Below are 24949 nucleotides of genomic sequence, written 5' to 3'. Positions count from 1 at the left end.
CGGTGGCGGGGCGGCACGATGGGGCTTAGCGTCGATACGTGGGAGTCGGACGCGCGCTGATGCTGGCCCTGGCGTTCCTCGCCGTGGCCACTCTGCCGGCGGCATTCGCCCTGCTCTTCTGCTACGACGAGATCGTCGACCGGGTGGTCTGCGGCTGGTCCGAGTGGCGTGACCGCCGACGGGAGAAACGCACGATCGCCCGTCTCGACCGGGCCGTCGAAGCCGACGCGCTGACCCGGGACATCGACCTCAGCGAGTTCGACCGTGTTGACCGCCGGCCGCTGGAGCAGCTCGCCGCCGACCTGCGCCGTCTCGGCGGTCAGCGGGTCGGCGGGAGCGGTCGCTCGATGGTCTGGCACAGCGCGCTGCTCCAGGCGTACGACGACCGGCTTCGCCTTGCCTGTCGCGCCCTCGGCATCGCCGAGCACCTCGCCGAGCTGGAGGGCGTCGATCAGGAGATCGAGCGGGTCCGGGTGGAGGGCGTGCTGCACGCCGCCGGGCTGGCCCTTCCGGCGGCCCGGGCCGGGCACCGGCAGCGACACCGCTGACCGGCCGTACGCCGTGCGACTCTTCGTCGCGGTCCGCCCGCCCGTCGGTGCGATCAATCACCTCGGCGCACAGGTCGCCCGTCTGCGCGTCGCGGCGGCGACCGCCGCTGGCGTCAACGTCCGGCTCGCCGACCCGGCCCACCTGCACCTCACCCTGGCGTTTCTCGGTGCTGTCGAGTCTGCCCGGCTGGTCGAGGTGGAGAGTGCGCTCGGCTTGGCCGCCGAGCGGTTCCGGGACGGCCGGGACGCCGCGCCCCGGCTGAGTCTCGGCGGCGGTGGCCGGTTCGGCCGGGACCGGTCCACAGTGCTCTGGGTGGACCTGCGGGGGGAGGTCGAGGCGTTGCACGTGCTGGCCGGGCTGATCCGGTCCGGGCTGAGCCACGGCCGGCTGCCGTGCGACCAGAAGCCGTTCCGGCCGCACCTGACCGTCGCCCGGCCCGGCGACCGGATGGACCCGGCCGACGTCGAGGCCGACCGGGCCAGCCTGGACGGATACGAAGGGCCATCGTGGCCGGCGTCGGAGCTGCTGCTAATGCGCAGCCACCTCGGTGGCCGACCGCGCTACGAGCGGATTGCCGCCTGGTCGCTGTGACCCGGCGGCACGTGGCTGGTCGCGGTGGAGGGCCCGCTGCGGAGAACCTCGCGGGCCTGTTCGGCGGCGCGGGTGATGCTCTCGCTGATGAAGTCGAGGAAGCGGGCGATGTTCTCCAGCCGGGCGGCGGCGGGGGTGTGCGCTCCGAGGAGGGCGACACCCTGGCGTGCGGTCGCGACGAGATGGTCGTTGGCCCGGGCGCTGGCGATCGTCGCCTGGTAGAAGAGCTCGTCATCGATGACGTAGCGGTCGCGGCGGCGTTCGTCGCGTTGGCGGCGGACGAGGCTCTGGCTCTCCAGGAAGGTGATCGCCTTGGAGATCGACGCCGGGCTGACCTGGAGGCGCTGGGCGAGTTCAGACGCGGTGAGACTGCCCGAGTCGGTGAGGAACAGGTTGGTCAACACTCGGGCGCCCATCTTGTTCAGACCGGAGGCCATGAGGACGGTGGTGAACGTCTCCTCGTAGTCGGCCACGGCCTGGAAGTCGCGTCCGTCCGGTCGGGGGGCCGCCTCAGTCCCACGGGAAGAAGCGGGCTTGCGCCGGTGGGCGCGGCGCTCGGTGGCGCGGTGGGCCAGATCGGCGCGGTAGCCGGTGGGGCCGCCGTTGCGCATCACCTCGCGGGTGACCGTCGAGGTGGGACGGTCGAGGCGTCGGGCGATCTCGGCGTAGGGGAGGCTGTCGGCCAGCCCCAGCGCGATCTGCTGGCGTTCCTGCTGGCTGAGCCTGCCTCCCGGCATCGCGATCTCCCTCGTGGTCCCGTAGGGCGGCGGCCCCCGACTCCGCCACCATAGCGTTAACCCGCATGCCAATGCAACGGCGACGTGGATTGCGTTGCATTAGATCCTGGGTCGTTGCAACAAAATTACGAGTCCGAACAGCCATAACAGCGATTCGCTGCAACAAGGTTGTTGCAAAAACTGGAAAGCAACGTAGCGTTTCCCATATCAGAAACAAGCGCCAAACCTGGGAGAGCACAATGCAGACCTTCGACACACCCGCCCCCATCTCCGCCGTCCTGGACATCCCCGCCGGACGCATCCAGCTCATCGCCGCGGACCGCGCCGACACCACCGTCGAGGTCCTCCCGGCCGACCCCGCCAAGAGCAGTGACACCAGAGCCGCCGAGCAGACCACCGTTACCTACGCCGACGGCGTCCTGCGAATCACGACCGCACGTCCCATCAACAAGCTCTTCGGTCCCTCCGGCTCTCTGGAGGTCACCGTCCGGGTGCCCGCCGACTCCCACGTCGAGGCCAAGGCCGCCAGCGCCGAGCTTCGGGGCGTCGGCCGCCTCGGCGACGTCGCCGTCGACGGGGCGTACCGGGACATCAAGATTGACGAGGCCGCGAGTGTTCGCCTCACCGCGATCGACGGCGACGTCGAGGTCGGACGGCTCAACGGCCCCGCCGAGATCAGCACCGCCCGGGGTGACATCAGGGTCGCCGAGGCCCTGCGCGGCAAGGTCGTCCTCCGTACCCAGTCCGGCGACATCTCGGTCGCGGCGGCGGCCGGCGTCTCGGCGGCCCTCGATGCCGGCACCGGCCACGGCCGCGTCAGCAACACCCTCAAGAACGACGGCAGCGTCGAGCTCGACATCCACGCCAGCACCCTGCAGGGCGACATCAACGCCCGCAGCCTCTGAAAGGACAGATCGATATGACGAACAACAGCATGTCCTCGACCAACTCGACCTGGACCGGCATGGTGTCGGTCGACGACACGGCCCTGGCCGTCACCGACACCGGCGGCCCCGGCATCCCCGTGGTCTACCTCAACGGCCAGTTCGCCACCCAGGGCTACTGGCGGCGGGTCATCGCCGAGCTGGGTACCGGGTTCCGGCACATCACCTACGACGAGCGGGCTCGCGGCAGGAAGTCGAAGCGCTCAGCCGACTACACGTTCGAGGCGGCGGTTCGGGACGTCGACGCCGTTCTCGCCGCCCGAGGGGTGGACCAGGCGGTGCTGGTGGGCTGGTCCTACGGAGCGGTGGTCGCGGCGCACTGGGCCAACCGGAACCCGGAGCGGGCCCTGGGCGTGGTCCTGGTCGACGGCGCGTTCCCGCACGACTGGCTCGACGATGCCATGGCGCAGCGGATCCGCAAGATGTTCCGACGGATGAACCTGTTCATGCCGCTGCTGCGCCCGACCGGCCTGACCCCGCGGATGAACGCCGACCAGATGGCGGACAGCAACATCGAACTGGGCGAACTCTCCCGCGAGCGCGAACTGGGCCCGGTGCTGGACGCCATCACCGTCCCGGTGCGGTACGTGGTCGCCTCCGGAACGTCCCTCGGCAGTCGCGGTGACGAGCAGGAGCAGATCCGGGCCAGCCTCGACGCGGTGACCGCCCGCAACCCGAACATCACGATCGGCGCGAAGGTCGCCAGCAACCACGGTGCGATCCTCAAGAAGGACTTCCGCGCCGTCGCCGAGGCCGTCCGCGGGGTCGCCGCCCCTCATCCCGAAGGGGTTGGAGACGCCCGGTGAGGTTCGGGCGCTCGCGTTGACGGGTGACCGCAGGGTCACCCGTCAACGCGAAGCGTCAGGAGGATTCGCGGGCGGCCGGGCCGCTGCCGAAGAGCACGTCGTCCCAGCTCGGCAGCCGCTTGCGCGGCTTGCCGTTGGCGTCGGTGGACTCGCCGCCGGCGGCCGCCGCAGCGCCCGTCCGGCGGGGCCGCAGCACCGCCAGCGACGGCACGGCCGGCACCTCCTTGGGCGCGTCCGAATCGTCGTCGAAGGCCGAGCCCTGACCACCGCCGAGCAGCGCGGCCGCACCTCCACCGACTGGTCGCTGCCGGGGCGCGTCCGACCCGGCAAGGGCAGCCGGGGTACGCGGCTCCAGCCCGCGACCCGACGAGGCGCCGAGCGGGCGGTCCAGAGAGGCGAGCAGCGCGTCACGACCGGCCCGGATCGGATCACGGCCAGGACGCGGGTGCTCGGACGCCGCCGGCAACCCGTGCCCGCCACGACTCGGCTCACCACGCGACGGACCAGGCAGGGCGTGCCCGCCCCGCTCCGGTGCCGGCTCCTGGCCGAGGATCGGCGTGGGCCGCTCGGCGCACAGGTACTGCGCCATGTCGTCGTGTGGGGCGACCGACTGTCGGGTCTTGTCGAGATCCCAGATGGCCTGCGCGGTGGCCTTGCCCGACGGCCAGGTGGCGATGATCCGCCAGGTGCCGTCGTCACGCCGGTACGCGTCCCAGGAGATCTTCTCGGTGTCGATGCCGTGCTGGCTCAGCCGACCGTTGACCACCTCGGCGAGCGGGGTGGGCTTCTCCGCGCCCTTGAGGCGGGTGCGGCGGGCGTGCTGGGCCAGCATCGCCCGCTCCTGCAACACCGGGCCGGCGTAGCGCAGCACCCGGTCGACCGGCACGCCGGCGATCCGGGCGACATCCTCCGCGGACTCACCGGAGCGGATGCGGGCCTGAATGTCCCGAGGAGACAGTGACGGAACCGGGTCGGCCGCGGTCGGCGCCACCGCGAGCGGCGGCGCACCGGGCTCGGCGTGCAGCGCACCGGAGATCCGTTCGTCGATCGGCAGGGCGAGCAGCCGCCCAACCTCGTCGGCGAGAACCAGGGCATGGCCGTCCTCGGAGAGGGCGACGAAGCGTACTGGGCGCATAGCGTTGCCTCCGTCCCGCTTCGCTGGCCGCACGCCACGAGTCGGCCACCCAGGCGTCTCGGACCACCGTACGCGCATCTGCCTCGGGGTGGGGGAAGCGACACCCCGCATGTCGTGACTGAGCTGCGGCGATGATCACGGTCGGTGTCCGTGGAGGCCCCAACGGACACCGACCGTGACGAACGTCAGAGTCGCTCGACCACGTAGTCGATGGACGCGGTGAGCGCCTCGACATCGGCCGGCTCGACGGCCGGGAACAGCGCCACCCGCAGTTGGTTGCGACCGAGCTTGCGGTAGGGCTCGGTGTCCACGATGCCGTTGGCGCGCAGCGCCTTGGCGATCGCCGTGGCGTCCACCCCGTCGGCGAAGTCGATGGTGGCGACCACGTTGGAGCGCAGCGCCGGGTCGGTGACGAACGGAGTGGCCACGCTGGACCTCTCGGCCCAGCCGTAGACCGCGGCGGCGCTCTCGGCGGTGCGCTTCGCCGCCCAGGACAGGCCGCCCTGCGCGTTCATCCAGTCGGTCTGCTCGGCGGCCAGGAAGATGGTGGCCAGCGCCGGCGTGTTGTAGGTCTGCTCCAGCCGCGAGTTGTCGATCGCGGTGACCAGGTCGAGGAAGGCCGGGATGTAGCGCCCGGACGCCTTGATCTCGGCGGCCCGGTCCAGTGCGGCCGGCGACATCAGGGCCAGCCAGAGACCGCCGTCGGAGCCGAAGCACTTCTGCGGGGCGAAGTAGTAGACGTCGGTCTCGCCGACGTTGACCTCCAGGCCACCCGCGCCAGAGGTCGCGTCGACGAGCAGCAGAGCGCCCTCGTCGGCACCGGCCACCCGGCCGATCGGGACTGCCACACCGGTCGAGGTCTCGTTCTGCGGCGTCGCGTACGCGTCCACGCCGGACTCGGCGACCAGGGTCGGCGCGCTGCCCGCGTCGGCCTTGCGGACGGTCGGCTCACCCAGGAACGGGGCGTCCTTGACCGACTTGGCGAACTTGGCGCCGAACTCGCCGAAGCTGGCGAACTGGGCCCGGTCGCGAATCAGGCCGAAGGTGGCGACCTCCCAGAACGCGGTGGTGCCACCGTTGCCGATCACCACCTCGTAGCCCTCGGGCAGCGAGAAGAACTCGGCGATGCCGGAGCGCAGCCGGGCCACCTGGTCACGGACCGTCTTCTGCCGGTGCGAGGTGCCGAGGTAGCTGGTCGCGACCTCGGCGAGAGCGGACACCGCCGCCGGGCGGACCTTGGACGGGCCGCAGCCGAACCGTCCGTCGGCGGGCTTGATCTCATCGGGAATCCGGATGATCGGTGCGTCAGCCACGGTCTTGAAGATCCTTCCGCAAGGGCGAGGGCGGGCCCGGCGACACTGCCGGCCCCCATCCTCGCACCCGCGCCGGACGGCGATGGGCGGGGTCCCGGCGGTCGGTCTGAGTCCTTCGCCACAGTCGGCCCCGGCAGCTATCGAAAAGGGCCCCTTCTCGACGCGCCGGCGTCGAGAAGGGGCCCTGTCATACCGCTCAGACGCCGTGCGGGATGGCCGCCCAGCCCTCGACCTCGGACGGCTTACGGGACTCCGGGCCGATGTAGCGCGCGGACGGACGGACCAGCCGCTGGAGGCGCTTCTGCTCCAGGATGTGCGCGCTCCAGCCGCCCATCCGTGCGCAGGTGAACATCGAGGTGAACATGTGCGCCGGCACCTCGGCGAAGTCCAGCACGACGGCCGACCAGAACTCGACGTTGGTGGCCAGCACCCGGTCCGGGCGGCGGGCCTGAAGCTCGGCGAGGGCCGCCTTCTCCAGCGCCTCGGCGATCTCGAAGCGCGGCGCGCCCAGCTCCTTGGCCGTGCGCCGGAGCACGCGGGCGCGCGGGTCCTCGGCACGGTAGACGCGGTGGCCGAAGCCCATCAACCGCTCGCCGCGGTCGAGGACGCCCTTGACGTAGCCCTCGGCGTCGCCGCTGCGCTCCACCGCCTCCAGCATGCTGAGCACCCGGGACGGGGCGCCGCCGTGCAGCGGCCCGGAGAGGGCGCCGATGCCCGACGAGATGCAGGCGGCCGCGTCCGCCCCGGTGGAGGCGACGATGCGAGCGGTGAAGGTGGACGCGTTCAGGCCGTGCTCGGCGGCCGAGATGAAGTACGCGTCGACGGCCTTGACGTGCCGTGGGTCGGGCTCGCCGCGCCAGCGCTTCATGAACCGCTCGACGATGGTCTGCGCCTTGTCGATCTCCTTCTGCGGCACCGCCGGCAGGCCGAGGCCGCGGGCGGACTGGGCGACGAAGGAGAGCGCGGTCACCGAGACCCGGGCGAGATCCTCACGGGCCCGCTCGTCGGAGATGTCCAGCAGTTGGTTGAGACCCCAGTACGGGGCCAGCATGGCTACCGCGGACTGCACGTCGACGCGGATGTCACCGGAGTGCACCGGCACCGGGAACGGCTCCGCCGGCGGCAGGCCCGGCCCGAACCGGCCGTCGACCAGCAGTGCCCACACGTTGCCGAACGACACCTGGCCGATCAGATCCTCGATGTCGACTCCGCGATAGCGCAGCGCGCCGCCCTCACGGTCAGGTTCGGCGATCTCGGTCTCGAAGGCGACGACGCCCTCCAGCCCGGGTTTGAAATCGGCCATGTCGCTCTCCTGGATCTGGTCGGTGCGCCCGATCGCTCATCCGGCCCGATCGGCCGAGCGCCTTAGGCGACCCTCAGGGATGTGTTCGGAACATACTGCCTGCTGAGTAAGGGATACGCGACCCGCTGCGACTGTGCTGCACGCGACATCCCCGGACGCGCATTCTCCGCCCGGCTCAGTGAGACTGGGCAGGGCGGGCTGGTCAGCGCGGGAGGGTGCTGGCGGGGCCCCCGAAAAGGAGTGGGGACGTGACGGGTGACACACCCGCCCCGGCCGCGATGCGTAACGAGTACGCCGCGGACCTGGGCCTGACCGAGGCTGACCTGGCCGGCGACTGGCACACCCAGTTCGACCGCTGGTTCGCCGACGCGGTGGCCTTCGGGCTACCCGAACCGAACGCCATGGTGGTGGGCACCGCCGACCCGGCCGGCCGGCCGAGCGGGCGCACGGTGCTGCTGAAGGGGTACGACCCGGAGGGCTTCGTCTTCTTCACCAACCACCTGTCGCGCAAGGGCGTCGAGGCGACCGCCAACCCGTACGCCAGTCTGGTCTTTCCGTGGTTTCCCATGCAGCGGCAGGTGGTGGTCGCCGGGCGGGTCGCGCACGTCGACCGCGCGACGAGCGAGGCCTACTTTGCCAGCCGGCCGCGCGGCTCCCAACTGGGCGCCTGGGCCAGCCCGCAGTCCCAGGTCGTGTCGGGCCGGGCGGCGTTGGAGCAGCGGTACGAGGAGGCGGCCGAACGGTTCGCCGACCAGGCCGAGATCCCGACCCCGTCGCACTGGGGCGGGCTGCGGGTCCAGCCCGAGTCGGTGGAGTTCTGGCAGGGTCGGGCCGGCCGGTTGCACGACCGGCTCCGCTTCCGTCGCCGGGACGAGGGTGACTGGATCGTCGAGCGGTTGGCGCCGTGACGGGTGTGCAGGAGACCCGGCCGCGCGCAGCGCGCCGCTGGGCGATCGACGTGCGACCGCTGCGGGTACCGGCGTACCGGCGGCTCTGGCTCGGCAACACCGTGGCGATGTTCGGCTTCCAGTTCACCGCCGTCGCGGTGCCGGTGGAGATGTACGCCCTGACCCGGGACTCGTTCTGGGTGGGCCTGCTGGGGGTCGCTGCCTTCGTACCGTTGCTGGTCTTCGGGCTCTGGGGCGGCGCGGTCGCCGACGCCCGCGACCGGCGTGCGGTGCTGCTCGGCGGCTCATTGTTGCTTTGGGCATCCACCCTCGGTCTGCTGGTCCAGGCGCTGCTGAACGTGGGCAGCCCGGTGCTGCTGCTGGCGTTGATGGCGTTGCAGTCGGTGGCCTTCGCGATCAGCTCGCCGGCCCGCAGCGCCATGCTGCCCCGGCTGGTGCCGGAAGGGCTGGTGGCGTCCGCCACCACCCTGAACTACACGACCTTCACCGCCGCCTCGGTCGCCGGCCCGCTCGCCGCCGGCCTGATCCTCTCCGCGTCGCCGGACACCACGGTGGTCCTGCCGATCGCGTACGGGTTGGACGCGGTGCTGTTCACGGCGATGCTCTGGGCCGCGCTGCGGCTGCCCTCGCTCCCGCCCGAGCCCACCGAAGACGGCCAGGCCCGACGTGCCGGCCTGGCCAGCGTCGTCGACGGGTTCCGCTACCTGGCCACCACCCCGGTACTGATGCTGTCCTTCGGGGTGGACCTGATCGCGATGATCCTCGCCATGCCACGGGCCCTCTTTCCGGAGATCGCGCACGAGCGGTTCGGCGGCGGCGGCGCGGTCGGTCTGCTCTACAGCGCCATCGCGATCGGCTCGATGATCGGTGGACTGACCTCCGGCTGGATCGGCCGGCTCCGCCGGCAGGGGCTCGGCCTGGTGCTCGCGGTGGTCGGCTGGGGTCTGGCGATCGCCGCGGCGGGCCTGGCCCACCAGCTCTGGCTGATGGTCGTGCTGCTCGCCGTGGCCGGTGCCGCCGACCTGATCAGCGCGGTGCTGCGTCAGTCGATGCTGCTGGTCTACGCACCGGACCGGATGCGCGGCCGGCTCCAGGGCGTCAACACGGTGGTGGTGGCGGGTGGCCCACGCCTGGGTGACCTGCGCGCCGGCACCATGGCCGCCGGGTTCGGCGGCGGGGTGGCCTGGGTGGCCGGTGGGCTCGCCTCGGCGGTGCTCGTGGTGGTGCTCGCGGTCGCGTTCCCGGCGCTGCTGCGCTACCGGGCGGCGACGGCGTCGAGCGACGACCGGGCCTGACCGGTTAGGGTCGCCGGCATGGAAAGCCCCGATCAGCGCCCGTTCTCCGGCGCCCAGTGGACCATCTCCGCCGCCGGTCACGAGGCCGTCATCGTGGAGGTCGGCGGTGGGCTCCGGACGTACCGGCACGACGGTGTCGACCTGCTCGACGGGTACCAGACCGACGAGGTCTGCCCCGGTTGCACCGGGCAGGTGCTGGCGCCGTGGCCGAACCGGATCCGCGATGGTCGCTACCCGTTCGGTGGGCGGACGCACCAGCTCGCACTGACCGAGCCGGACCGGCACGTGGCCATCCACGGGCTGGTCAACTGGGTGCCGTGGCGGCTGCTGGAGCAGTCGGCGGACGCCGTGACGGTCGGCTACGACCTGCCGCCGCAGCCCGGCTACCCGTGGCCGCTGCGGCTGCGCAGCCGGTGGAGCGTGGACGCGGACGGGCTGCGCGCCGAGCACGAGGTGACCAACATCGGCGAGGAGTTGGCACCGTTCGGCTTCTCCGTGCACCCGTACCTGCAACTGCCGGGCGTCGCGGTGGACGACCTGGTGCTGCGGCTGCCCACCCGGAGCCGGGTGCTGGTGGATGGTCGACTGCTGCCGGTGGGGGTGACCCCGGTGGCCGGCACCGAGTACGACTGGACCAGCCCCCGCCGGATCGGCGCGGCCGTGCTGGACTCCTGCTTCGGCGAGGTGATCCGGGACGCCGACGGCGGTTCGTCGGTGAGCCTCTCCGCGCCGGACGGTTCGGCCGGGGTGAGCATCTGGGCGGATGCCGAGTTCGGCTGGTGGCAGGTGTTCACCGGGGACGCCCTCACCGGCGAGCGGCACCGCCGCTCGGTGGCGGTCGAGCCGATGACCTGCCCACCGGACGCGTTCCGGTCGGGCAAGGATCTGCTCACCCTCAAGCCCGGCACGACCTGGCGGGGTGCCTGGGGCATCCGCCCCGGAGCCTGATGGAGTTCGCCGAGGTCGTCCGTCGTCGGCGGATGGTGCGCAACTACGACCCGGACCGCCCGGTCCCGCCCGACGTGGTGGACCGGCTGCTCGACCACGCGGTCCGCGCGCCGTCGGCCGGCTTCGCCCAGGGTTGGGGCTTCCTGGTGTTGGAGGAGCCGGCCGACCGGGAACGGTTCTGGGCCGCCACCACCCCCGACGGCGGTGGACGGGAGCGCTGGCTCGCGGGCATGCGCCGAGCACCCCTGATCGTGGTGCCGCACGCCAACGAGTCGGCCTACCTGCGGCGGTACGCGGAGCCGGACAAGGGCTGGACGGATCAGTCCACGGACCGGTGGCCGGTGCCGTACTGGCACGTGGATGCCGGCTTCGCGGCGTTGCTGATGTTGCTCACCGCCGTGGACGAGGGTTTGGGCGCGTGCTTCTTCGGCATTCCGCCGCAGCGGCTGGCCGCCTACCGGGACGCGTTCGGCGTGCCGGCGGAGTATCAACCCATCGGTGCCGTCACAATCGGTTACCGGGCGGCTGACCATCGGTCACCGTCGTTGCGCCGTGGGCGTCGCCCGATGGACGAGGTCGTGCGGCGCGGCCGGTGGAACTGAGGCTGACGTCCGGTTCGTCCGGTTGAAGATCGGACGAGCGGTAGCGAAACTGACATCAGGGAGCAGAACGCAGCGTGCGCTGGGCGGCTAGGCTGGCACGGTCATCGGTGCCGCGCCGCGCGGTGCCCGCCGCGGCCCGGCTCGGCGCCGTCGGTCGGCCCGGCCACGGGGAGGGGAGCGTGCCGTCGTGATCTTCAGAGCGGTCCGGGACGGGCGTCCCTATCCGGAGCACAATCTGACGCTCAAGCAGTGGGCGGAGATCCCGCCGCGGCCACTGCGCCTGGATCAGATGATCACCACCAAGCGCGAGTTGGCGCTGGACAAGCTCCTCGCCGAGGATTCCACCTTCTACGGTGACCTCTTCCCGCACGTCGTGCAGTGGAACGGCGGGCTCTACCTGGAGGACGGGCTGCACCGGGCGCTGCGCGCCGCCCTGCAACAACGCAACCAGATCCACGCGCGGGTGCTGGTGCTCTCCGAGCCCATCGAGTGACGAGCCCTTCTGTCGCCCGTTGAACCTTCGTTAGGGTGGCGTCCATGACCGCTCCGCTGGACCTGCTCGACCTGGACCCGTCGCTCAGCGAGGAGGAGCGGCAGATCCGTGACGTCGTCCGCCAACTCGTCGACGACCGGGTGCGGCCACACGTCGCCGACTGGTACGAGGACGGCCGGGCGCCCGCCCGGGAGCTGGCCCGCGAGTTCGGCAAGCTCGGCCTGCTCGGCATGCACCTCACCGGCTACGGCTGCGCCGGAGCCTCCGCGGTCGCCTACGGGCTGGCCTGCCAGGAGTTGGAGGCCGGCGACTCCGGCCTCCGCTCGCTGGTCTCCGTGCAGGGGTCGCTCGCCATGTACGCCATCTGGCGCTACGGCAGCGAGGAGCAGAAGCAACGCTGGCTGCCGCCAATGGCCACCGGTGAGGCGATCGGCTGCTTCGGCCTGACCGAGCCGGACCACGGCTCCGACCCCGCCTCGATGGCGACCCGGGCCCGCCGCGACGGCGACGACTGGGTGCTCACCGGCGGGAAAATGTGGATCACCAACGCACCGATCGCGGACGTCGCGGTGATCTGGGCGCGCACCGACGACGGCGTACGGGGTTTCGCCGTACCGATGGACACGTCCGGCGTCACGGCCCGGGAGATCCGCCGCAAGATGTCGCTGCGCGCGTCGGTGACCGGCGAGATCGTGCTCGACGACGTCCGGCTCCCGGCCGACGCCCAACTACCCGAGGCGGTCGGGCTCAAGGCGCCGCTGAGCTGCCTCACCGAGGCCCGCTACGGCATCGTCTGGGGCGCGGTCGGCGCGGCCCGCGACTGCCTGGAGACCACCCTGGCGTACGCGACCACCCGCACCCAGTTCGGTCGCCCACTGGCCGGCTTCCAGCTCACCCAGGCGAAGCTCGCCGACATGGCCGTCGAGTTGGTGAAGGGGCAGCTGCTCGCGCTGCACCTTGGCCGGCTCGCCGACGCGGGGCGGCTGCGGCCCGAGCAGGTCAGCGTGGGCAAACTGAACAACGTGCGGGAGGCCCTTGCCATCGCCCGGCAGTGCCGCACCATCCTCGGCGCCAACGGCGTCTCCGGCGAGTACCCGGTGATGCGGCACGCCAACAACCTGGAGAGCGTGCTGACCTACGAGGGCACCTCCGAAATCCACCAACTGGTCGTCGGGCAGCGGCTCACCGGGTTATCCGCGTTCGCCTGACCTGCTCGTTTGTCGCTTCCTGGCGCTCGCCGCGCGACTGTCGTAACGGGGCCGTACCGTCATTGACAGACGACGTGTCTGACGAGGACGGTGAGGGTGATGGCCCGCGACGCTGGCAGCAACGAGCCCACGAGAGAGTTCCCCGGTTACCCGACCGGTGACGATCTCAAGGCGCGGTCGAGCGCGACACCCGAGTGGAGCACGGACACGCCGGGTGACCCCGGTGGGCCTGCTGGCCCCGGTGGCCCGACGAGCGGTGGCGATGGCCCCGGCGGTGGCGGTGGCGGTGGCGGCGGGGCGGCCCGCGGGCTGCTCCTGCTGCTCGGCGCCGCCGCGCTGGCCGTGGTCGTGCTGCTCGGCATCCAGGCGACCGGCATCCTGCCGGAGTTCCGCAACCCGTTCGCCAAGGAGCAGACCGACCGCAGTCAGCCACCGCTGCTGAAGTCGATCCAGGACCTCAGCCGCTACGTGGCCGCCGAAGGCAACTTCCAGGTCGTGGTCGACACGCAGAACGACCGGCGCAACGTTCCGGACTTCCTGCTCAACGAGCGCACCCTGTTCGTCGGGGCCGGCAGCGTCGAGGCGTACGTCGACTTCACCAAGATCGGTGAGGGTGCCGTCGTCCAGTCCGCCGACGGCAAGTCCGTCGAGATCAAGCTGCCCGCGCCGCAGCTCGGCGAGACCAACCTCGACATGGAGAAGAGCTACGTCTTCGCCGAGCAGCGCGGTCTGCTCAACCGACTCGGTGACCTGGTCGGCAACGACCCTAACCGGCAGCAGCAGGTCTACCAGCTCGCCGAGGACCGGATCACCGCCGCCGCCCGGGACAGCGGGCTCTCCGCCCGAGCCGAGGAGAACACCCGCAAGATGCTGGAGGGGCTGCTCCGCTCCCTCGGCTACCAGCAGATCACGGTCACCTACATAGCCGCCTGACCTGCCCCTCTGTACACCGAAGCGCCCGCCCCGACACTTCCGTCAGGGCGGGCGCTCCCGTCTGGTGCCCGCGGGTGGGCCTGCGGCCCCCATCGGCTCGCTGGCCATCGATGTGCCGGATCTGAGATGCCGGTGTGGCCGCGATCCGAGCAATCTTGGACAGTTTCCGTTAGCAGCTAACGGAAACTGTCCAAGATCTGCGATTACGTCAGGTACGCGGGCGGGTCAGTGGCCGGTGGAGGCGAGGTAGCGGTCCTCGTTCGGCATCAGCACCCACAGGATCAGGTAGACGATCACCTGCGTGCCGGGCAGCAGCAGCGACAGCAGGAACAGCAGCCGGACCATTCCGGCCGACATACCGAACCGCCGTCCGAGGCCGGCGCAGACACCGGCGATCATGCGCCCCTCGCGGGGCCGGACCAGTTTGCGACTCATCGTCGTACTCCCACTCTGCGGCGGTGCGCCGCGTCTGCAATCCACGGTAGAAAGGGATGGCCACCTCGCCCTCGGTCCCGAGGAGGAGCGGCGACCCGTGGACCCGTAGGTGCTTTACCCGGGCCGCCCCCCGCTGACGCCTCCCCGAGCACGATCGAGAGCAGTGAGCGTGGGCGGGTGGGAGACGGTGGTCGGGTGTTCACGTCCCGGACCGGATGGGCGGTGAGCTGGGCGGGTAGGCTGGCTGATCGGCCTTCCACACCCCGGAGGGCCGGCACCCATACCCCGGACGGTCACCATCGGGGCCGCCAGATCGGTGGTCACGACCCGGCCGGGTCCCGTACGCCGGGACGACGGCGAGGAAGCGCAGCCATGATCAGTGTTTTCGACCTCTTCAGCGTCGGTATCGGGCCGTCCAGCTCGCACACGGTGGGGCCGATGCGGGCCGCGCGTACGTTCGTCGGCGGGCTCAAGGCCGACGGGCTGCTCGCCGACACGGCGCGGGTGCAGGCCGAGCTGTTCGGCTCGCTGGGTGCCACCGGGCACGGGCACGGCAGTGGTCCGGCGGTGCTGCTCGGGTTGGCCGGCGAGTCGCCGGAGACGGTCGACACGGACACCGTCGGCCCCCGGGTCGAGCGGATCCGGACCGAGCGGCGGATCAACATCCTCGACGCGCACGAGATCGACTTCGACCCGGATCGGGACCTGACGCTGCACCGCCGCCGGTCGCTGCCGTACCACCCGAACGGGATGACCTTCGTGGCGTACGACGGGGCCGGTGCCGAGCTGCGCAGCCGCACCTACTACTCCGTCGGTGGCGGGTTCGTGGTGGACGAGGCGGCGGCCGGGGCGGACCGGATCAAGACGGACAGCACGGTGGTGCGGTACCCCTTCCTGACCGGGGCGCAGCTCCTCGACGTCACCACCCGCACCGGGCTGTCGATCAGCGAGGTGATGCTGGCCAACGAGCGCTCCTGGCGCAGCGAGGCGGACATCCGGGCCGGTCTGCTGGAGATCTGGCGGGTGATGCGGGAGTGCGTGCAGCGCGGCTGCGAGCGGGACGGCGTACTCCCTGGGGGGTTGAAGGTTCGGCGGCGCGCGGCGGAGCTGCGGCGTGGCCTGGAGGTAGAGGCGGAGGCCGGGACTGTCGACCCGCTGCACGCGATGGACTGGGTGACGCTGTTCGCGCTCGCGGTCAACGAGGAGAACGCCGCGGGCGGCCGGGTGGTCACCGCGCCGACCAACGGCGCGGCCGGGATCATTCCGGCGGTGCTGCACTACTACACCCGGTTCGTGCCGGGCGCCGATGACGAGGGCGTGGTGCGGTTCCTGCTGACGGCGGGCGCGATCGGTGTGCTGTTCAAGGAGAACGCCTCGATCTCGGGCGCCGAGGTGGGCTGCCAGGGTGAGGTCGGTTCGGCGTGTTCGATGGCGGCGGCGGGGCTGGCCGAGGCGCTGGGCGGCACCCCGGAGCAGGTGGAGAACGCGGCCGAGATCGGGATGGAGCACAACCTCGGGTTGACCTGTGACCCGGTGGGTGGCCTGGTGCAGATCCCCTGCATCGAGCGGAACGCGGTGGCTAGCATCAAGGCGATCACGGCCGCCCGGCTGGCGCTGCGCGGCGACGGGGTGCACAAGGTGTCGCTGGACAAGGTCATCAAGACCATGCGGGAGACGGGCGCCGACATGAAGGTCAAGTACAAGGAGACGGCGCGTGGCGGTTTGGCCGTCAACGTGATCGAGTGCTGAGTCCGGTCGATTCGGGGCAATCGTTCACCGACTGCTAACCTGTCGTCCGTTTCAGGAGGCGGGAGGCTGCGGTGACCGCTGGCGTCGCGGCGTTGTGGTCGCACCGCAACTCGCTGCGCATCCTGGTCAGGCGGGATCTGGCGGTCAAGTACCAGCAGTCGGTGCTGGGCTACTTCTGGTCGTTGATCGAGCCGCTCGGCATGGGCGCCATCTACTGGTTCGTCTTCGGGGTGCTCTACTCCCGGGACACCGGTCGGCACCTCGGTGAGGCGGCCGGGTCGTACCCGTTGTTCCTGATCACCGGCATCTTCGCCTGGATGTGGACCAGTTCGGCGCTGAGCGAGGCGACGAACGCGCTGACCGGCCAGTCCCGGCTGATCACCACGATGAACGTGCCGCGTCAGGTCTTTCCGATCGGCCGGGTCACCGGCCGTTTCGCCGAGTACGCGGCCGGCCTGCCGATCCTGGTCGCCATCGCGGTGATCTACGCGGCGCACGGTCGGATCCACCCCGGCTGGTCGCTGCTCTCCCTGCCGCTGGCGGTGGCCGTCCAGGGCGTCCTGTTGACCGGGCTGGCCCTGCTGCTGTCGGCGTGGAACGTGCTGATGCGCGACGTGGAACGGTTGATGCGGCTGATCATCCGGGTGCTCTTCTACGCCACGCCGATCATCTACCCGCTCAGCCTGGTCCGGGAGTCCGGGCTGCCCGGCTGGTTGAAGGTGGTGTACGAGCTGAACCCGCTGGTCGGGATCTTCCAGCTGCACCACGCGATCTGGTATCCGGACGAGTTCCCGGACGCCCGGCTGCTCGCCACCACTGTCGTCGGCAGCGTGCTGGTGCTGGTCGCCGGTTGGTGGTCGTTCCGCCGGTTGGAGCCCGCCGTGCTCAAGGAGCTCTGACATGGCGGCGCCGATCATCGAGGCGGACGGCCTGGGCATCCGGTTCGTCCGCAACCGTCGCCGCCAACTGCGGCTGCGTGAGTTGTTCATCCACCGGGGTGCCCGTGGCGCGTTGCCGGGTCAGTTCTGGCCGCTGCGGGACGTGTCGTTCAGCATCGAGCCGGGCGAGACCGTCGGGGTGATCGGGCGCAACGGCACCGGCAAGAGCACCCTGCTGCGGCTGATCGCCGGGGTGCTCATTCCAGATGAGGGCGACATCCGGGTGCACGGCGCGGTGGCGCCGTTGCTGGAGTTGTCCGCCGGTTTCTCCAACGACCTGACCGGGCGGGAGAACCTGCACCTGGTCGGTGGGCTGCACGGGCTGTCGACGAGCTACCTGAAGCGGCACTTCGACGAGATCGTCGAGTTCGCCGGTGAGCAGGTGGAACGGGCCATCGACACGTCGGTGCGGCACTACTCGTCGGGGATGAAGGTGCGGCTGGGCTTCGCGATCATCTCGCACCTGCCGCACCCGATCCTGCTGATGGACGAGGTGACCGCGGTCGGGGACGCGGAGTTCCGCAAGAAGTGTTACGCGACGATTGATCGTCTGCTCGGGGAGGGGCGCACGCTCGTGCTGGTGTCACACAACGAAAAGGACCTGACCCGGTTCTGCCGTCGGGGGTTGTACCTCGACGCGGGCCGGTTGACGCTCGACGGCACCATCGGTGAGGCGCTCGACGCGTACCACGCCGCGGTCCCGCGGTGACGCTCGCGATCGTGCTCGCCGCCGGGGCGCCCGCGGCGGGCCTGACCACGGCGACCGGCGAGCCGCTGGCCGACCGCCTGGCCGCCCAGTTGCGCCTGGCCGGGGCGGATGAGGTGCGCTTCGCCGCGAACCTCGACGAGCTGACCGACCTGGTCGCCACCGCGACCGCCCCCGTGCTGGTCACCGGCACCGATCTGGTCGCGCACACCGCCGTACTGCGCCACCTGGCCACCAGCCCGGTGGGTCCCACGGTGGCGCTGGTGCTCGGCGACCCGCCGGTGCCCGGTCGGACCGCGGTCCGGGAGGAGCGCGGCCAGGTGGTCGACGCCGGCGCGTTGGACGCCCTCGACGGGGACGCCACCGGCGTGTTCGGCGGCGCGCTGCGGGTCGGCGTGGACGACCTGCCGACCCTCGCCGCCGCGGCCCGGGCCGCCGCGGCCGGGATGCTCCCCGTCGCCGCCCCGATCGGCCCGGCCGGCGACGTGGCGCCGCTGCCGGCGACCGGCGGGGCCGGGGCCGGGGGGTCGGTCACGACCGGCGGCCCCGGGTCCGCCGTGGACCGGCTCTTCGCGGGCCTCGCGGCGCTCGGCACCCTGATCTTCGCCCAGCGGGTACGCCTGCTCGTCGCCCACCGGGTCGAGGACCAGGCCGGGCTGACCGCTGCCGAGGCGGCGGTGACCGCTGTCGACGAGGACCGGGCCGAGCTGCGGCTGTCGGTGAAGGAGAGGGACGACTTCTTCTCCACCTACTTCGTCAGCACCTGGTCGCCGTACCTGGTCCGGCTCTCGGCCCGGCTCCGGCTCACCCCGACCGGGGTGACGGTGATCTCGGTGCTCTTCGCGCTGGGCGCGGCGGTGCTGTTCGGGGTCGGTGGGCGACCCGCCCTGGTCGGTGGCGCGGTGCTGCTCTACCTCGGCTTCGTGCTCGACTGCGTGGACGGCCAGCTGGCCCGCTACACCCGGCACTTCAGCGCCTGGGGTGGCTGGCTGGACACGATGGCGGACCGGGCCAAGGAGTACCTGGTCTACGCCGGGCTGGGCTTCGGGGTGAGCCACGCCGGGCTGGGCAACGGGTGGGCGCTCGCGATCGCCGCGATGACGTTGCAGACCGTCCGGCACATGACCGACACCTGGTACGGGGTCCTGCACGACGAGGCCGCCCGGCGGCCACGTACGGCGACGAACGCCAGCGGCGGGATCGGTGACCGGCTCAACGCGGCCTCGACGCGGGTGCAGGCGGACACCGGGTCGGTGTCGTACTGGCTGAAGCGGACGGTGGTCTTCCCGATCGGTGAGCGGTGGGCGCTGATCGCGCTGACCGTGGCGCTGTTCAACCCGCTGATCAGCCTGATCGCCGTGCTGGTCTGGGGTGTGCTGGCGTTCGCGTACACCGGTGCTCTGCGGACGCTGCGGGCCCGCTGGATGTGGGTGCCGGTGCTGGACACGGTCGATGCCACCCTGCACCGCGACGACGGGCCGTTGGCCCGGTGGTTGCCGGTGGTCCGCCCGATGGGGCCGCTGACCCTGGCGGTGATCGCCGCGCTCGGCCCGGCGGTGTTGCTGGTCGGGGCGCTGCTGAGTGACGCGCCCGACGGGCTGCGCTGGGCGGTGCCGGTGGCGCTGCTGGTGCTGCTGGTCGGCGGGCTGGGCGCGGGAGCGGCGCACAACGGCCCGCTGGACTGGCTGGTGCCGGCGGCGTTGCGGGCCGCCGAGTACCTGTTCGCCATCGCGGTCGGGGTGGTCGGCGAGGCGCCCGGCTGGCTGATCTTCGGGTACGTCTTCGTGCTCACCGTGCACCACTACGACCTGACCGCCCGGCTGGAGAAGCGGCAGGCGGCACCGCCCCTGCACGCGGCGACGCTGGGCTGGGAGGGGCGCTCGGTGCTGTTGGCCCTCGCGGCGATCGCCGGTATTGCGGGTATCGGACTGGCTACACTCGGTGCGTACCTTCTCGTGGTTTTCGTGGTGAGCGTCGTCCTGGCCTGGTTCGTGCGACCGGCCCGTAGCGCGCGGGCGTCCGTCGCGCCGGCGGGCGCTGGAGGTGCCGCGCCGCGCTGACGGAGGGCGGCCGGATGACCCTGATCAGCTTCGTGGTGCCGGCCTTCCGGGTGCAGGGATACCTGCGGGAATGCCTGGACTCCATCCTCGGTCAGCCGGAGACCGACATCGAGGTGATCGCCGTCGACGACTGCTCGCCGGACGCCAGCGGCGACATCATCGACGAGTACGCGGCCCGCGACCAGCGGGTCCACTCGGTCCGGCTGCCGAAGAACGTCGGCCTCGGTCCGGCCCGGAACATCGGGCTGGACCGGGCCGTCGGCGAGTACGTCTGGTTCCTCGACGGCGACGACTGGCTGGCTCCGGAGTGCCTGACCGAGGTCGCCGAGCGGTTGCGGGTCACCCGCCCGGACGTCCTGCTGGTCGACCACGTCCGCACCCACTGGAACGACACCGCCACCCGCAGCGCGATGGCCGAGGTGTTCCCGGAGTCCCCGGGGCCGGGCACGTTCCGGTTGCGGGACCGGCCGGAGGCGATGCACCTGCTGCACACCGCGTGGAACCGGCTGGTCCGTCGGGAGTTCCTCGTCGACCTGGGCCTGCGCTTCGCGCCCGGCTGGTACGAGGACGTCTCGTTCAGCTACCCGGTGCTGATGGCCGCGCGGCGGATCGGCGTACTGGACCGGGTCTGCGTCAACTACCGCCAACGCCGCGCCGGCGCGATCACCCGGACCCGGGGTGACCGGCACTTCGAGGTCTTCCCGCAGTGGCACCGGGTGTTCCACCTGATGGATTCGTGGGGGCCGGCGACGGAGGCCCTGCGGCCGGCGGTCTTCGAGCGGATGATCTGGCACTACCTGACCGTGCTCGGCAACGGTCAGCGGATCGCGCCGGAGCTGCGGGAGGCGTTCTTCGCGCAGATCACCGCCGACTACGAGCGTTGGCTGCCGCCCGGCGGCTATCCGGTGCCGGACGGGGTCGAGGGGATCAAACACAAACTGGTCGCCTCCGGCCGGTGGCGCACCTTCAGCGCGTTGCGGGCCGCCAGCCGGGCCCGCGACGCCGCCCGCCGGCAGGCGCGCACCGCTCGGCGCAGGGTCGGCCCGGTCGCCCGACGCGGGGCCCGGCTGACCCGCGACGGGCTGCTGCGCGAGTACTACCGGGCCGAGTTGCGGCGGCCGGTCGACCCGACGCTCGCGGTGTACGCCGCGTACTGGTACCGGGGTTACTCCTGCAACCCGGCAGCCATCTACGAGGTCGCCCGCCGGTTGGCGCCGGGGGTGCGCGGCGTGTGGGTGGTGCGCCGGGACCGGGTGGACAGCGTGCCGGCCGGGGTGGAGTACGTGGTGGCCGGCACCCCGGCGTACTACCGGGTGCTCGCCCGCGCCCGGTGGCTGGTCAACAACGTCAACTTCCCGGACTTCGTCCGCAAGCGACCGGAACAGGTGCACCTGCAGACCCACCACGGCACCCCGGTGAAGGTGATGGGGCTGGATCAGCAGCGCTACCCGATCGGCGCGGGCCGGATGGACTTCGCCGGCCTGCTGCGTCGGGTGGACCGCTGGGACTACAGCGTCAGCGCCAACAGCTTCTCCACCCAGATGTGGGACCGGGCGTACCCGGCCACGTACACCACCCTGGAGGTGGGGTATCCGCGCAACGACCGCCTGGTCACCGCCGGTCCGGACGAGGTGCGCCGACTCCGCGCGGAGTTCGGCCTCCACCCCGACGAGCAGGTCGTCCTGTACGCCCCGACGCACCGCGAGCACCTGCCCGGCTACCGGCCGCCGTTCGACCCGGACCGGTTCGTGCAGGCGCTGGGCGACTCGGGCCGGTTGCTGATGCGCAGCCACTACTTCCACGACCGGGACCGACGTCCCGGCCAGCCGAAGGACTGGGATCGGGTTCGCGACGTCAGCGGCCACCAGCGGGTGGAGGACCTGTACCTGGTGGCGGACGTGCTGGTCACCGACTACTCGTCGGCCATGTTCGACTACGCGGTGCTGGACCGGCCGATCGTGCTCTACACCCCGGACTGGGAGGCGTACCGGCTGGCCCGGGGGGTCTACTTCGACGTGACGGCCGAACCGCCGGGCGCGGTAGCCTCCACTTTCGCCGACCTGCTCGACCTGTTCCGTACCGACGCGGCGCGTTCGGACGCGGCGGCCAAGGCCCGTGAGCATTTCCGGGCCCGGTTCTGCACGTTGGACGACGGGCGGGCGGCGGAGCGGGTGGTGCGCCAGGTGTTCCTCGGGGAGCCGGTCGAGCGGTCCACGCGCTGCTGATCGGGCCTTCTGTCGTGTAATAGCAGTGTCATCGATCGAACATGAGACGTTTACCCGATGTCCTAGACCCATGATCCTGGTCACAGTCTTGTGGGGTCCGGTCGACGCGCTGGGGGGGAAGACGGTGAGCACCGTCACGCTCAAGGATGTGACCAAGGTTTTTCGGGATGGCACGGTGGCCGTCGACAGCATCAACCTCGATGTGAACGACGGCGAGTTCATGGTGCTGCTTGGGCCGTCCGGGTGCGGCAAGTCGACGGTGCTGCGAATGATCGCCGGGCTGGAGGAGCCGTCCACCGGCGCGGTCATGCTCGACGGGGAGTTGGCGAACGACCTCCCCCCACGGGACCGCAAGATCGCCATGGTCTTCCAGGACTTCGCCCTCTACCCACACATGACCGTTGGCGACAACATCGCGTTTCCGCTGCGGCTGGCCGGGATCGAGCCCGAGCCGAGAGGTGAGCGGGTCAGTGACGTGGCGAGCGCGCTGGGCATCGGTGACGTGCTGGCCCGCAAGCCGGGTCAGCTCTCCGGCGGGCAGCGGCAGCGGGTGGCGATGGGCCGCGCGATCGTCCGTCGACCGGGCCTGTTCCTCATGGACGAACCGCTGTCCAACCTCGACAGCGGGCTCCGAGCCGAGCTGCGCGCCGAGATCTCGGGCCTGACCCGCGAGCTGGGCGTCACCACCGTCTACGTCACGCACGACCAGGCCGAGGCGCTCACCATGGCCGACCGGGTGGCCATCATGCGCCGCGGCGTGCTCCAGGACGTGGGCACACCGACCCAGGTGTACGGCCGACCGGCGACGCTCTACGTGGCGGCGTTCCTGGGCAGCCCACGGATGAACCTGCTGGAGGCGTCGGTCTACGTCCACCTCGACCGGTACGTCACGCTCAACCTCGGTGACCAGTCGCTCTACCTGCCCTGGAACGACATCCGCAGTCGGGCGGTGGCGCACTACCACGGTGAGCGGATCGTGGTCGGCATGCGGGCCGAGGCGCTCACCCCGGTCGCACCGGACAGCCCGGGCGACGTGCTGCGCGGGCGGATCCGCTACCTGGAGCATCACGGGCACGAGTCGTTGGCGTTCCTCGACATCGGCGCGACCGCGATCGTGGTCGACGAGATGGGCGCGCCGCAGGAGACGCCGCCGGTCGGCCAGCGCGGCCTGCGCCGGTTCGGTTCGGTGATGCAGCGGCTCACCGGCAAGCCGGTCGAGGCGCAGGACACCCCCAGTGGCGTCCAGACCAGCGTGCTCCCCGACCCGGGACGGCACCACCGACGCCCGGCGGAGCTGGCGGTGCGGCTGGCGCCGTACCCGGCGGTCAGCGCCGGTCACCCGCTCGCCGTCTCGGTGCGGATGGACGCGCTGCACTTCTTCGACGAGCGTGGAGACCGGATCGACGTGGGTTGGCGCTGACGACGTGCCGGAGCGGGGTGGCGGGCCCGCCATCCGGTGCCCTACCGTCTGCCCACCAGTCCACTGTGAATGAGTGACCACCGAGAGGGGTGCACCCGTGTCGGGTGACCGTCCCAGCCCGCTCGTCATCGAGCGCATCCTGCGGGATCGCGAGAGCATCTGGCAGCAGATCGTGGCCGAGCGTGACCTCAACGTCCTGACCGGGCGGATGCTGACCAGCTCCGCCATCGCGTTGGCCTGCTACGGGGCGGTGCTGGGCTTCTTCCACAGCCCGCTGATGGCGCTGACCTCGGCGCTCAAGCTGCCACTGCTGTTCCTGGTCACCCTGGCCATCTGCCTGCCCACGCTCTACCTGTTCAACCTGGTCTTCGGCGCCCGGCTCTCGGTGCGGCAGTCGTTGGCGCTGGTGATGGTGGCGATCACGGTCACCTCGATGCTCGCGGTGGCGTTCGCGCCGATCAGCCTCTTCTTCCTGATCACCGCCAACGACTACGGGTTCTTCAAGCTGCTCAACGTGGCGATCCTGACCCTGTCGGCGCTTGTCGGGTTGCGCTTCCTGACCAGCGGGATGCAGGTGCTCAACGACCACGGCCTGCTCGCGCCGGAGGCCGCCACCGCCAAGGTCGACGAACAGGCCAGCGCCCCGGCGCCGGTCCAGGCCGTGCCGGCCGCGGTGCCCGTCGGGGCGACGCCGGCCGCCGCGCCGGTCGCCGGTCCGAGTGCCGAACCGGCCGCCGTGCCGGCCGGGGCCGCGGTGGCCGAGCCGACTCCGAACGGTGCCGTGGCCACCGCGCCGGCTCAGGTTCCGACGCAGTGGGCCGGGCAGCCGGCTGGTGCCTCGTTCCCGCCCGGCACGCTTCCGCCCGGCTACGTGGCGCAACGCCCGTGGAACAGCCCGCCGGTCCGACGCGGCGAGCCGACGCAGCGGCCGGCCAGCATGACCCTGCTCTACATCTGGATCCTGCTCTTCGGTTTCGTCGGCACCCAACTGGCCTGGACGCTGCGGCCGTTCTTCGGTGACCCGGGCCAGGACTTCGCCTTCTTCCGCAGCATCGACGGCAACTTCTACGCGGAGATCCTGCGCACCATCGCCAACCTCTGAGCCGGCCCGGTGGGCGAGAGTCGCTGGTTGCCGGCCTGGTTACCGGTGAGTAACGTCAGGCCATGACTATCGACTCCCGCCAGGTGGCGGCCGGCATGCTGGAAGCGGTGCCGTTCGCTCGTACGCTCGGTATCGAGTTCGTCGAGGTGGCGCCCGAGGCGGAGGGCGGCGTGCGAGCAGTCGTCCGGCTGCCCGACTCGCCGGCCACCCACAACCACATCGGCGGGCCGCACGCCGGCGCGATGTTCACCCTCGGCGAGACGGCCTCCGGCGCGGTCGTGCTGGCCGCCTTCGGGCAGCTGCTCGACCGTGCCGTGCCGTTGGCCGTCCGGGCCGAGATCGCCTACCGGAAACTCGCCATGGGTCCGGTGCTGGCCACCGCGCGACTCGGCCGGCCGGCGGTCGAGGTGATCGAGGAGTTGGCGGCCGGTCGGCGCCCGGAGTTCCCGGTCGCGGTGGAGATCGCCACCGAGGGCGGCAAGCAGACCGCGGAAATGACCGTGATCTGGACGCTGCGACCGAACTGAAACACCCCAGGGCGGCGGAAAC

General features: G+C 71.4%; 24 protein-coding genes. 19 read left to right on the top strand and 5 right to left on the bottom strand.

The window, feature by feature from the left end:
* Positions 1–38: 38 nt before the first annotated feature.
* The gene (locus ACIBD9_RS02890) at positions 39–548 is read left to right on the top strand and encodes a hypothetical protein (RefSeq protein WP_238659641.1); all 510 of its coding nucleotides are present in this window, start codon (positions 39–41) and stop codon (positions 546–548) included.
* Between the two features lie 13 nt (positions 549–561).
* Positions 562–1140, top strand: a complete 579-nt coding sequence (gene thpR / locus ACIBD9_RS02885) for an RNA 2',3'-cyclic phosphodiesterase (RefSeq protein ID WP_396713980.1) — start codon at positions 562–564, stop codon at positions 1138–1140.
* On the opposite strand, the gene ACIBD9_RS02880 is transcribed toward thpR, so the two are convergent.
* Positions 1110–1877, bottom strand: coding sequence for a helix-turn-helix domain-containing protein (locus ACIBD9_RS02880; protein ID WP_396713978.1), 768 nt, complete (start codon positions 1875–1877; stop codon positions 1110–1112). The two genes, thpR and ACIBD9_RS02880, sit on opposite strands and share 31 nt — an antisense overlap.
* A 239-nt stretch (positions 1878–2116) precedes the next feature.
* On the opposite strand from ACIBD9_RS02880, the gene ACIBD9_RS02875 reads away from it, so the two are divergent.
* Positions 2117–2782 carry a DUF4097 family beta strand repeat-containing protein gene (locus ACIBD9_RS02875; protein ID WP_396713976.1) on the top strand — a complete coding sequence of 222 codons (666 nt, stop codon included), beginning with the start codon at positions 2117–2119 and terminating at the stop codon, positions 2780–2782.
* Between the two features lie 14 nt (positions 2783–2796).
* Positions 2797–3627 (top strand): alpha/beta fold hydrolase, encoded by an 831-nt coding sequence (locus ACIBD9_RS02870; protein ID WP_396713974.1) that lies wholly within the window; start codon positions 2797–2799, stop codon positions 3625–3627.
* Positions 3628–3682: 55 nt separating this feature from the next.
* Here the strand turns inward: ACIBD9_RS02870 and sepH are convergent, their stop codons facing one another.
* The 3 genes from sepH to ACIBD9_RS02855 all read right to left on the bottom strand — a co-directional run bounded on the left by sepH (position 3683) and on the right by ACIBD9_RS02855 (position 7378).
* Entirely contained in the window at positions 3683–4762 is a 1080-nt protein-coding gene (gene sepH / locus ACIBD9_RS02865) for a septation protein SepH (protein ID WP_196920761.1), read from the bottom strand.
* A 185-nt stretch (positions 4763–4947) separates the two neighbouring features.
* Positions 4948–6075 carry a phosphoserine transaminase gene (gene serC, locus ACIBD9_RS02860; RefSeq protein ID WP_396713972.1) on the bottom strand — a complete coding sequence of 376 codons (1128 nt, stop codon included), beginning with the start codon at positions 6073–6075 and terminating at the stop codon, positions 4948–4950.
* Between the two features lie 196 nt (positions 6076–6271).
* A complete protein-coding gene (locus ACIBD9_RS02855; protein WP_396713970.1) occupies positions 6272–7378 on the bottom strand; it encodes a citrate synthase 2 in 1107 nt (368 codons plus the stop codon).
* 278 nt (positions 7379–7656) lie between these two features.
* Between ACIBD9_RS02855 and pdxH the strand changes: the two genes are divergently transcribed.
* The 7 genes from pdxH to ACIBD9_RS02820 all read left to right on the top strand — a co-directional run bounded on the left by pdxH (position 7657) and on the right by ACIBD9_RS02820 (position 13765).
* Positions 7657–8286, top strand: coding sequence for a pyridoxamine 5'-phosphate oxidase (gene pdxH, locus ACIBD9_RS02850; protein ID WP_396714413.1), 630 nt, complete (start codon positions 7657–7659; stop codon positions 8284–8286).
* Positions 8283–9581 carry an MFS transporter gene (locus ACIBD9_RS02845; RefSeq protein ID WP_396713968.1) on the top strand — a complete coding sequence of 433 codons (1299 nt, stop codon included), beginning with the start codon at positions 8283–8285 and terminating at the stop codon, positions 9579–9581. Before pdxH ends, ACIBD9_RS02845 begins: the two co-directional genes overlap by 4 nt.
* An 18-nt stretch (positions 9582–9599) precedes the next feature.
* Positions 9600–10529 carry an aldose 1-epimerase family protein gene (locus ACIBD9_RS02840; RefSeq protein ID WP_396713966.1) on the top strand — a complete coding sequence of 310 codons (930 nt, stop codon included), beginning with the start codon at positions 9600–9602 and terminating at the stop codon, positions 10527–10529.
* Positions 10529–11131, top strand: coding sequence for a nitroreductase family protein (locus ACIBD9_RS02835; RefSeq protein WP_238681945.1), 603 nt, complete (start codon positions 10529–10531; stop codon positions 11129–11131). The genes ACIBD9_RS02840 and ACIBD9_RS02835 overlap by 1 nt, the downstream gene beginning before the upstream one ends.
* Positions 11132–11318: 187 nt before the next feature.
* Positions 11319–11624, top strand: a complete 306-nt coding sequence (locus tag ACIBD9_RS02830; RefSeq protein WP_030329612.1) for a type II toxin-antitoxin system VapB family antitoxin — start codon at positions 11319–11321, stop codon at positions 11622–11624.
* Between the two features lie 44 nt (positions 11625–11668).
* The gene (locus ACIBD9_RS02825; RefSeq protein WP_396713964.1) at positions 11669–12832 is read left to right on the top strand and encodes an acyl-CoA dehydrogenase family protein; all 1164 of its coding nucleotides are present in this window, start codon (positions 11669–11671) and stop codon (positions 12830–12832) included.
* 99 nt (positions 12833–12931) lie between these two features.
* Positions 12932–13765 (top strand): DUF4230 domain-containing protein, encoded by an 834-nt coding sequence (locus ACIBD9_RS02820; protein ID WP_396713962.1) that lies wholly within the window; start codon positions 12932–12934, stop codon positions 13763–13765.
* A gap of 225 nt (positions 13766–13990) precedes the next feature.
* Here ACIBD9_RS02820 and ACIBD9_RS02815 read toward each other — a convergent pair whose 3' ends face one another.
* Entirely contained in the window at positions 13991–14200 is a 210-nt protein-coding gene (locus ACIBD9_RS02815) for a PspC domain-containing protein (RefSeq protein ID WP_030486383.1), read from the bottom strand.
* A gap of 372 nt (positions 14201–14572) precedes the next feature.
* On the opposite strand from ACIBD9_RS02815, the gene ACIBD9_RS02810 reads away from it, so the two are divergent.
* From ACIBD9_RS02810 to ACIBD9_RS02775, 8 genes are all read left to right on the top strand, one after another.
* Positions 14573–15949 carry an L-serine ammonia-lyase gene (locus ACIBD9_RS02810; RefSeq protein WP_396713960.1) on the top strand — a complete coding sequence of 459 codons (1377 nt, stop codon included), beginning with the start codon at positions 14573–14575 and terminating at the stop codon, positions 15947–15949.
* A gap of 71 nt (positions 15950–16020) precedes the next feature.
* The gene (locus tag ACIBD9_RS02805) at positions 16021–16848 is read left to right on the top strand and encodes an ABC transporter permease (RefSeq protein ID WP_396713958.1); all 828 of its coding nucleotides are present in this window, start codon (positions 16021–16023) and stop codon (positions 16846–16848) included.
* Between the two features lies 1 nt (position 16849).
* On the top strand, positions 16850–17596 hold the full coding sequence (locus tag ACIBD9_RS02800) for an ABC transporter ATP-binding protein (RefSeq protein WP_396713956.1): 747 nt from the start codon (positions 16850–16852) through the stop codon (positions 17594–17596).
* On the top strand, positions 17593–19653 hold the full coding sequence (locus tag ACIBD9_RS02795; RefSeq protein WP_396713954.1) for a DUF5941 domain-containing protein: 2061 nt from the start codon (positions 17593–17595) through the stop codon (positions 19651–19653). Before ACIBD9_RS02800 ends, ACIBD9_RS02795 begins: the two co-directional genes overlap by 4 nt.
* 14 nt (positions 19654–19667) lie before the next feature.
* Complete coding sequence (locus ACIBD9_RS02790; RefSeq protein WP_396713952.1) at positions 19668–21878, top strand: CDP-glycerol glycerophosphotransferase family protein; 2211 nt, start codon at positions 19668–19670, stop codon at positions 21876–21878.
* 124 nt (positions 21879–22002) lie between these two features.
* A complete protein-coding gene (locus ACIBD9_RS02785; RefSeq protein ID WP_396713950.1) occupies positions 22003–23298 on the top strand; it encodes an ABC transporter ATP-binding protein in 1296 nt (431 codons plus the stop codon).
* A 97-nt stretch (positions 23299–23395) separates the two neighbouring features.
* Positions 23396–24400, top strand: coding sequence for a hypothetical protein (locus ACIBD9_RS02780; RefSeq protein WP_396713948.1), 1005 nt, complete (start codon positions 23396–23398; stop codon positions 24398–24400).
* 62 nt (positions 24401–24462) lie between these two features.
* Positions 24463–24927, top strand: coding sequence for a DUF4442 domain-containing protein (locus ACIBD9_RS02775; protein WP_396713946.1), 465 nt, complete (start codon positions 24463–24465; stop codon positions 24925–24927).
* Positions 24928–24949: the final 22 nt, after the last annotated feature.

Source organism: Micromonospora sp. NPDC050784 (genome assembly GCF_044456765.1).
GTDB lineage: Bacteria > Actinomycetota > Actinomycetes > Mycobacteriales > Micromonosporaceae > Micromonospora > Micromonospora foliorum.
This window is presented reverse-complemented; position numbering and strand designations above follow the sequence as displayed.